The sequence below is a fragment of the Segatella oulorum F0390 genome, assembly GCF_000224615.1.
Lineage (GTDB): Bacteria > Bacteroidota > Bacteroidia > Bacteroidales > Bacteroidaceae > Prevotella > Prevotella oulorum.
The window spans coordinates 580,103-588,726 of record NZ_JH114215.1 but is presented as its reverse complement, the minus strand read 5'-3'; the positions used below and the strand labels follow the sequence as shown (position 1 = coordinate 588,726).

Sequence of the window (8,624 nt, the reverse complement as noted above, 5' to 3'; positions counted from 1 at the left end):
GACGCCTGAGGTCGATTGTCAAAAACTCCATGTGGAAATCTTGACGCTTGAGGTCGATTGTCAAAAATTCCATGTGGAATTCTTGACGCTTGAGGTCGATTGTCAAAAATTCCATGTGGAATTCTTGACGCCTGAGGTCGATTGTCAAAGATTCCATGTGGAATTCTTGACGCTTGAGGTCGATTGTCAAAAATTCCATGTGGAATTCTTGACGCCTGAGGTCGATTGTCAAAGATTCCATGTGGAATTCTTGACGCCCGAGGTCGATTGGTAAGAATTCTATGTGGGATTTTTACCCCCGAGGGTCGATTGGTAAGAATTCTATGTGGGATTTTTACCCCCGAGGGTCGATTGGTAAGAATTCTATGTGGGATTTTTACCCCCGAGGGTCGATTGGTAAGAATTCTATGTGGGATTTTTACCCCCGAGGTCGATTGGTAAGAATTCTATGTGGGATTTTTACCTCGGAGGGTTGCACGTCAAAAAACGATGGCCGTTTTCTGCGCCGCAGGGTCGTGCGTCCAAAAATAACTTGTTCCGAGAAGTCTGCGCACGAGGCGTAGGGGAGGGGAATGCGAAAATCGGTTCATTAGAATGGAAATCGTCCCAGTTTCTAATGAACCGATTGGGGGAGTAGCCGTGCCCGAGCATGTATTCGGCCAGCAGTTCGACTGGTTTATGCTTTCTTCAGCTTTTCCACATAGGCATCAATCACGGCAACGGCCGTGATGTTGACCACATCTTGCACCGAACTTTCAAAGTCGGTGAAGTGGATGGCGCGATTTAAACCCATTTGAATGGGGCCGATGATTTCGCAATCGGGATTTAAAGCCTGCAACAGTTTGTAGCTGCAATTAGCACTACTCATGTTGGGGAATACCAACGTGTTGACCTCTTTGCCTTTCAGCCGACTGAAAGGGAACTTGTCGTCGCGCAGCGTTTTGTCAAGAGCGAAGTTCACTTGCATCTCACCATCGATGGCCAAATTGGGGAACTCGTTTTGCATCTGCTTCACAGCCTGATGCACTCTCGTGGGGCTACCCACCTCGTCGGAACCAAAGTTCGAATAGCTGAGCATGGCTATCACGGGCTCTTCGTTGAAGAACTCCACGGTTTGCTTGCTCAGTTTGGCAATATCGGTGAGCACCTCGGCATCGGGATGACGATTGATGAGCGTGTCGGCCACATAATAGACGCCTTTCTTGGTGTTCAAAATGTGCATCGTGGCAAAGGTGTTGTAACCATCTTTGATGCCAATCACCTCTTTGGCCACTTTAATCGTGTTGCTATATTTGGTGTAGAGGCCGGTAATAAAGGCGTCGGCATAACCGTTTTCAACTAAGCTCATACCAAAATAATTGCGTTCATACATCTTATCATAAGCCTCTTCAAAGGTGTATCCTTGCCGTGCACGTCGCTCGGCTAATTGCTTGGCAAAAGTGGCACGACGCCCTTGTTCCTGGTCGGCGCGCATGTCGATAATCTCTACTCCTGTAAGGTCCAACTTCAAACGGGCGGCCAAACGATTGAGTCGGTCGGGATTACCCAACAGAATAGGCTCGCAAATGCCTTCTTGCTTGGCTTGCACCGCAGCTTTCATCATGGTGGCGTGTCCACCTTCTGCAAACACCACACGTTGTGGATGTAGGCGCGCCGTGTCGTGGAGCTTGCGTGTGAGAGCCGTTTCTTGTCCCAATAGCTGACGCAAATTCTGCTTGTAAGCCTCCCAATCGGTGATGGTAGTGCGTGCCACGCCACTCTCGATAGCGGCTTTAGCCACGGCCGCACTCACCTCGGTAATCAAGCGAGGATCGACAGGCTTGGGGATGAAATATTTCGGTCCGAAGGTGAGATCGGTCACACGATACACCTCATTCACCACGTCAGGAACAGGCTGTTTGGCCAATTCGGCAATTGCTTTCACGGCAGCCAGCTTCATGGCTTCGTTGATAGCCTTGGCATGCACGTCCAACGCACCGCGGAAAATGTATGGAAAGCCGATGACATTGTTGATTTGGTTGGGATAATCGCTGCGCCCCGTGCTCATCAGCACATCGGGACGGCTGGCTAAAGCATCCTCATAAGAAATCTCGGGCACGGGGTTGGCCAAAGCAAACACGATGGGATTCTTGGCCATGCTGCGCACCATGTCTTGCGTCAATATATTGCCTTTGCTCAAGCCTAAGAACACATCGGCACCTTTTATAGCCTCTTCTAACGTGTGCGCATCGGTGCGATGGGTGGCAAATTGCTTTTTCTGCTCATTCAAGTCCTTGCGCTCAGTGTTGATGACGCCGTGTGAGTCGAGCATCACAATATTTTCGAGCCTTGCACCTAATGCAACGTAAAGCTTTGTGCAACTAATGGCTGCAGCCCCTGCACCATTCACAACAATCTTCACATCCTCGATTTTTTTGCCTGCCACTTCAAGTGCATTGAGTAGCCCTGCTGCCGAGATGATAGCCGTTCCGTGCTGATCGTCGTGCATCACAGGAATATCTAACGTTTTCTTCAAGCGCTCTTCAATGTAGAAACATTCGGGAGCTTTGATGTCTTCTAAGTTGATACCACCAAAAGTGGGCGCAATCTTTTCCACGGCCTCACAGAATTTTTCGGGGTCTTTCTCGGCCACTTCAATGTCGAAAACGTCTATTCCGCCATAAATCTTGAATAGCAGTCCCTTGCCTTCCATCACGGGTTTGCCGCTCATGGCACCAATGTCGCCCAATCCCAACACGGCTGTTCCGTTGCTGATGACTGCCACAAGATTGCCCTTATCAGTATATTTATAGGCGTCGTCGGGAGTGGCTTGTATCTCGAGACAGGGGAAAGCCACACCAGGTGAATAGGCCAAACTCAAGTCGGTTTGTGTACTATAGGGCTTGGTGGGTTTTACTTCAATCTTGCCTGGGCGACCATTTGAATGGTATTCCAGTGCTGCTTCTTTTGTAATCTTTACCATATCTTTAAAAATACTATTGTTTTTATCGTCGTATGCTTATTTGCTGTGTGTGCAAAGTTACTAAAAACGACCTACACCCTAATAGCTTTCTATGTTTTTTTGTAACTTTGCAGCAAAATTATCAGACAATTATTATTTTGTAGTGGCACATGTATAAGACAAATACACCAACTGAATATCGCGAGCAATTGCGTGGACGCATTTTAGAAACGGCCATGAAAGAGTTTTGTGCACGGGGCATCAAACAAGTGAAAATGGATGATATAGCTCGAAAATTAGGCATTTCAAAGCGTACGCTTTACGAGATTTATGCAAATAAAGAGACCTTGCTTTTTGAGGGGGTTAAGCAGAGGGAAGAGGCTTATGACCACCAAATAAAAAAGTATATGACAGAAGAGATTGTTACTGTAATCGATGTGATGGCGTTGTATTACAGGTTGCGAATGGATGCAGTGAAGAATTTAAATCCTACATTCTTTTCAGATTTGCACAAGTATCACCGAATACTCGACTATCTAATGCAGTTGCATGCACAGCGTTCCGTGCAGATGAAGGATTTTTTTGATGCTGGCGTGAAGCAAGGATATTTTTGTGCTGATGCCAATATTATGCTGATGTGTGATATCGAACAGGTTGTGATGAGGTATGTGATGGAGGCAAAATTGTATCAAAAGTATGGTGTGCGGCACGTCTTTCACAATGTGCTTTTGCTCTTCATACGTAGCATCTGCACAGAAAAGGGGATAGCGTTGCTCGAAACAAAAATCAATTTCTTTAAATGAAAATAACATTAATTGGGGCCGGGAATGTGGCTACCCAGTTGGGCTTGGCATTGAAGGCCGCTGGTCATCACATCATTCAAGTGTATAGCCGCACGCAAGCGCATGCCAATGCCTTAGCCTCGCAACTGCAAGCGCAGCCCGTCTCTGCATGGGAAGCTATCACCGATGCAGCCAATCTCTATGTTTTTGCGCTTAAAGATAGCGCATTATGCGATGCAATTACTATGGTTTGTGCAGGTAAAATGGATAAGATTTTTGTGCATACAGCAGGTAGTGTTGCCATGGATGTGTTCAAAGGGCATGCGCAGCATTATGGAGTGCTCTATCCTCTGCAAACGTTTTCGAAGCAAAGACGGGTTGATTTTCGCCGTACACCTTGTTTCTTAGAAGCATCAGATAAAACAACAGCTACAGCACTTCGACAGCTTGCACAAACACTTACTTCGACAATTCACTGGATGAGTTCGTCACAACGCCAAGCCATTCATTTGGCGGCGGTGTTTGCTTGCAACTTTACCAATCATTGTTATGCGTTGGCCGACGAGGTGTTGCAAGCCGAGCAGATTCCATTTTCCATCCTGTTGCCTCTAATCAATGAGACGGCAAGCAAGGTAAACACGCTGACACCGCAAATCGCACAAACCGGACCTGCCGTTCGTTTCGATGAGAATATCATTCACAAGCAGCTCGAATTGCTGCGCCATCGTCCTCGTTTGCAAAAGATTTATGAGCTTATGAGCCAATCTATACACATTGTCGCACAAAATCAAGAAGCGCATGATTAATTATGATTTGTCGAAAATAAAAGCCATCATCTTTGATGTCGATGGCGTGCTTTCGGCCGAGACAATCGTACTTTCGGCCACAGGTGAACCGCTCAGAACCATCAACATCAAAGATGGATATGCCATTCAATTGGCCATTAAGATGGGATTGCGCATTGCAATTCTCACGGGTGGCAACACAGCGGCTGTGAGAAAACGCTATGAAAGCTTAGGTGTTACCGACATGTTCATGGGAGCGTCGGTCAAACGAACGGTTTATCATGAGTTTCTCTCCCAGCATCAGCTGAACCATGATGAAGTGATTTATGTGGGCGATGATATTCCTGACTACGAAGTGATGCGCGAGTGTGGTTGCGCTTGCTGTCCGGCCGACGCGGCTACAGATATTAAAGCCATTGCTACCTATGTGAGTCAACGGTGTGGAGGTGAAGGAGTAGGGCGCGATGTCATAGAGCAAGTGTTGCGTGCACAAGGCAAATGGCTCGCTGATGAAAAAGCGTTTGGCTGGTAAAACAGGAGCGTATGAACTATCATTTAATCTTGGCGAGCAATTCGCCTCGCCGACAAGAACTTTTAAAAGGATTAGATTGGCCTTTCGAGGTGCGGGTGAAGGCGGGTATCGATGAGACCTATCCCGACGATTTGCCGGCAGAAGAGGTGCCACTCTATTTGTCGAAATTGAAAGCGAAAGCCTATTGCGCAGAACTACAGCCCGAAGAACTGCTTATCACTGCCGACACGATTGTCGTTGTAGGCAATAGGATTTTAGGGAAGCCTCGAAATGCAGCCGACGCTAAAACTATGCTGGCTTTGCTCAGTGGTCGCACACATCAGGTGGTGACAGGCGTTAGTTTGACTACACAGCACAAACAAGTGGCATTTAAAGTTGTCACCGATGTCACGTTCAAAGCGCTTTCGCAAACAGAAATCAATTATTATGTAGACACCTATAAACCGCTTGACAAGGCGGGTGCCTATGGCGTTCAAGAATGGATAGGCTATATTGGTGTCACCGCTTTGAATGGCAGTTATTATAATGTGATGGGACTTCCCGTGCAACGTGTCTATGAAGAGTTGCAGCACTTCTAATTTTTTCACTCTTTTTTCAGATAATCCTATGAACCGCCTCGCAAAGATCATCCTCTTAATCGTTTTCCATGGTTTGATGATGGTTGATTTCCATTATTGGAAATTAGCCAAGGAGCATTTGCTTCTCGCCAGTAACATGGCTTCCTCTGATGCTGTCATCACCCCCATGGTAGAAGCTGAAATCAATCGCTTAGGTGTGGTGTTGCTGGTCAACATCACAATGATTGCTGCGTTAGTAGTTTGGCTTTGCTTTGGCCTGCGCAAAAAATAACGCAGAGCAGAGGACTAATCAATAAAATATTCAAACTTTTAATATATCCTTTAAACATTACTTTTATGAAGCAGAACACAAAAAGAAAAGCTTATGTGCTGGGATTATCCCTTACTATTAGCTTCAGTGCCGGAGCGCAAACATCAATGGGATTGAGTTGCATGGATAGCATTGCCCAGACACTTCCAACAATCATGGTTCGAGGTGCGGCACCCATTGCACAGGTTAAAGGTGCCACCATCAGCTATGATTTGCAACGTCTTCTCCAAGGGCGAGGAGCCGATAATGCTTGGGAGGCTGTAAAGTTGTTACCTGGAGTCATTGAAACGAACAGCACCTTACAATTATTGGGGCAAGACGTTTCGTTTGCCATCGATGGGCAAGTTTCTTCCTTGTCACTTGCGCAAGTGGCACAACAGCTAAAGAGTATGCCAGCAAGTAGCATTGAGCGAGTAGATGTGATGTATGCATCTCCTGCACAATATCAGGTGCATGGCAGGCTCATCAATCTTGTTTTGAAACGCAGTGAAGACTTGAGTAAAACCTTTTCAGGAGAAGTGAATTTGGCTTATCATCAAGACCATGACGCATTATTCGGAGAGCGGATAGCTGGCCGCTATCACAAAGGAAAGTTCAGCTTGGACGCATTCTATCTGCATTCGCATGGCCTCCGTTTTGGTTTCGAAAACGAAACTTTGGGTTATCGCACAGCAGGTTCACTCTCCACCGTCATGAGCAACGAAGTAACCTGTGAGCATGTCTTTGCTCATACCTACCAATTGGGTGCAACATATCGGTTTGCAACCAACAACCAGTTGTCGTTTGCATATCAAGGCGATTACAATCATCAAAAGTTTGAGCGCAATTTTGCTGGCTACACATTGGGCAATGACCGATTAAAATATCGTCCGTGGCTTCATGACGTGCGCCTTGACTATCAAGCACCCTTTGGGCTAAAAGTGGGTGTTGAAGGAACATGGTTTCGCTCACCGGTCGACCAATTCTTTGTAGCGAGTTTGTCGTCGGGAACACTTTATGAGGGCATCGAAAGCAAGATGAATGTACAAAGCTGGCGGTTTTATGCGCAGCAAACCCACACTTTGAGCCGTGGTTGGCAGCTACACTATGGAGCTTGGCTGAAAACAACCCACGATGAAGTCAATCACGCCATGGCTATGAAATTGCCCCCTCCAAGCAGACCCTATGGCGAAGACTACTACCATGATGGCCAAGAGACGCTTGTCAATACCTATGCAGGATTTAGCAAGCGGTTTAGCGAGCAGTTGAGCGTTGATGCTTCGTTGGCGGCCGAATATTATCACCTGCCAAGATTGGATGCTCTCAATGACTGGCGTCCCCTTCCCACATTGAATGTAACCTATATGCCGCACGCCAACCACATGTGGTTGTTGAGTTTAAGTTCAAGCTTGCAATATCCCAATTATTGGGCGATGCAGCCCATCATGATGCCAACTCGAGGCAACTTTAATCTGTTGGTGGGAAATACCGATTTGCATCCCGCCACATCCTATCAAACGCAGCTAACCTATTTGTTGAAACAACGCTATCAGTTCACTGCATGGTATACTTATACCGACGAATGCATCATGCGCCAAGCCACTGTGAGTTTATCTCCAGCAGCAAGTGCCGCGCTGCTGCCAGTCAATTTAGAATATCGAGAACAGGCTGGCTTGCAAGCCGTGATCCCACAAAAGGTGGGGCAGATGATTGACAGCCGGCTCACATTGATGGGCATTTGGCAACGCGATTTCAATCATGCCGTGCGCTATGTGGCATTCAATCGAGTGGCAATCTATGGCGTAGCCGCACTCAAGAATGTGGTCACACTTTCCACCCTACATCATCTTGCGCTGACATTCGATGCATCTGTGCAAACTAAAACCAAACAAGGCACTTGGGATATTCCTGCCACAGGAAGTGTTGACGTAGGCATGAACTGGGATTTTTGGAAACAACGTGCCCACCTTCATGCCTTTGCCAACGACCTGTTTCGCACAGCCATTGCCCATCCGCGTTTCCAACAACATGGCTATTCATTGCATTTCGATTGCTCCTGCTATCGCCAGTTTGGTGTGTCGCTGACCATCAAATTAGGCGATTACGCCGAGAAGCAGCAGCCAGCGATTGACACCTCGCGTTTGCAACGTGGGCTATAAACGGTAAAAAATCATCAGACAATACAAAAAATGGGTGCAAAGGTTTTTCACTTCCCGAAAAAGTTTATACCTTTGCGCCCATGAACGTAAAGTCGGTTACATATAGCATGCAGACGTTGCAAAGAAAATCTTCTTTCTTTGCATCTTTTTATGCCATTTATTTGGTCAATCCAAATAATTGTGTAACACACACACACACACACACACACAGGAGCGAGACCAATATAAAGGTACGCGCGACGCGCGCGTAATATACAACATAAACACTTACAAACAAAGGGTGTGCAAGAAGTTTTTTATAAACTTTTTGCACGCCCTTTTTTGTGGAAAAAATCGAGCCGTTTGTGCTCAAAAGTTATGCATTGCAGTAACTCAAAACAACAATAAATTTAAGTAAAGATGAAGAAAAAAACTTATGTCGCACCTTGGTGCGAAGTCATTTCTCTCATGGACGAGATTATGATTGCAAAATCGAGTGTTGTTATCAAGAAAGGTTCAACCGAAGAAGAATGGGGTGCCGACGAAGAAGTGCCCGGAGAAGAAGAGGAGGTATAAAAA

Annotated in this window: 9 protein-coding genes; 8 read left to right on the top strand and 1 reads right to left on the bottom strand. The window is 46.4% G+C overall.

Annotated elements, in window-relative coordinates:
• The coding region (locus HMPREF9431_RS12745; protein WP_196794549.1) for a hypothetical protein at positions 1 to 274 on the top strand (274 nt) is incomplete at its 5' end.
• Positions 275 to 676: 402 nt separating this feature from the next.
• Here the strand turns inward: HMPREF9431_RS12745 and HMPREF9431_RS02495 are convergent.
• Positions 677 to 2,962 (bottom strand): NADP-dependent malic enzyme, encoded by a 2,286-nt coding sequence (locus HMPREF9431_RS02495; protein WP_004379509.1) that lies wholly within the window; start codon positions 2,960 to 2,962, stop codon positions 677 to 679.
• Between the two features lie 149 nt (positions 2,963 to 3,111).
• On the opposite strand from HMPREF9431_RS02495, the gene HMPREF9431_RS02490 reads away from it, so the two are divergent.
• The 7 genes from HMPREF9431_RS02490 to HMPREF9431_RS13145 all read left to right on the top strand — a co-directional run bounded on the left by HMPREF9431_RS02490 (position 3,112) and on the right by HMPREF9431_RS13145 (position 8,621).
• Positions 3,112 to 3,744 carry a TetR/AcrR family transcriptional regulator gene (locus HMPREF9431_RS02490; protein ID WP_004379507.1) on the top strand — a complete coding sequence of 211 codons (633 nt, stop codon included), beginning with the start codon at positions 3,112 to 3,114 and terminating at the stop codon, positions 3,742 to 3,744.
• Positions 3,741 to 4,529: a Rossmann-like and DUF2520 domain-containing protein gene (locus tag HMPREF9431_RS02485; RefSeq protein WP_004379505.1), complete on the top strand. Its 789-nt coding sequence runs from the start codon at positions 3,741 to 3,743 to the stop codon at positions 4,527 to 4,529. The genes HMPREF9431_RS02490 and HMPREF9431_RS02485 overlap by 4 nt, the downstream gene beginning before the upstream one ends.
• Positions 4,522 to 5,040, top strand: coding sequence for a KdsC family phosphatase (locus HMPREF9431_RS02480; protein WP_004379504.1), 519 nt, complete (start codon positions 4,522 to 4,524; stop codon positions 5,038 to 5,040). Before HMPREF9431_RS02485 ends, HMPREF9431_RS02480 begins: the two co-directional genes overlap by 8 nt.
• Before the next feature lie 11 nt (positions 5,041 to 5,051).
• Positions 5,052 to 5,618: a Maf-like protein gene (locus HMPREF9431_RS02475; RefSeq protein ID WP_004379502.1), complete on the top strand. Its 567-nt coding sequence runs from the start codon at positions 5,052 to 5,054 to the stop codon at positions 5,616 to 5,618.
• A 28-nt stretch (positions 5,619 to 5,646) separates the two neighbouring features.
• Positions 5,647 to 5,889, top strand: a complete 243-nt coding sequence (locus HMPREF9431_RS02470) for a hypothetical protein (protein ID WP_004379501.1) — start codon at positions 5,647 to 5,649, stop codon at positions 5,887 to 5,889.
• 65 nt (positions 5,890 to 5,954) lie between these two features.
• Positions 5,955 to 8,066, top strand: a complete 2,112-nt coding sequence (locus tag HMPREF9431_RS02465; RefSeq protein WP_004379500.1) for an outer membrane beta-barrel protein — start codon at positions 5,955 to 5,957, stop codon at positions 8,064 to 8,066.
• A gap of 399 nt (positions 8,067 to 8,465) precedes the next feature.
• The gene (locus HMPREF9431_RS13145) at positions 8,466 to 8,621 is read left to right on the top strand and encodes a hypothetical protein (protein ID WP_004379499.1); all 156 of its coding nucleotides are present in this window, start codon (positions 8,466 to 8,468) and stop codon (positions 8,619 to 8,621) included.
• The last annotated feature ends 3 nt before the right edge of the window (positions 8,622 to 8,624 follow it).

Coding starts and splice junctions, on each gene's coding strand:
- HMPREF9431_RS02490 (WP_004379507.1), top strand. CDS start 3,112: ATGTATAAGACAAATACACCAACTGAATATCGCGAGCAATTGCGTGGA.
- HMPREF9431_RS02475 (WP_004379502.1), top strand. CDS start 5,052: ATGAACTATCATTTAATCTTGGCGAGCAATTCGCCTCGCCGACAAGAA.
- HMPREF9431_RS02485 (WP_004379505.1), top strand. CDS start 3,741: ATGAAAATAACATTAATTGGGGCCGGGAATGTGGCTACCCAGTTGGGC.
- HMPREF9431_RS02480 (WP_004379504.1), top strand. CDS start 4,522: ATGATTAATTATGATTTGTCGAAAATAAAAGCCATCATCTTTGATGTC.
- HMPREF9431_RS02495 (WP_004379509.1), bottom strand. CDS start 2,962: ATGGTAAAGATTACAAAAGAAGCAGCACTGGAATACCATTCAAATGGT.
- HMPREF9431_RS02470 (WP_004379501.1), top strand. CDS start 5,647: ATGAACCGCCTCGCAAAGATCATCCTCTTAATCGTTTTCCATGGTTTG.
- HMPREF9431_RS02465 (WP_004379500.1), top strand. CDS start 5,955: ATGAAGCAGAACACAAAAAGAAAAGCTTATGTGCTGGGATTATCCCTT.
- HMPREF9431_RS13145 (WP_004379499.1), top strand. CDS start 8,466: ATGAAGAAAAAAACTTATGTCGCACCTTGGTGCGAAGTCATTTCTCTC.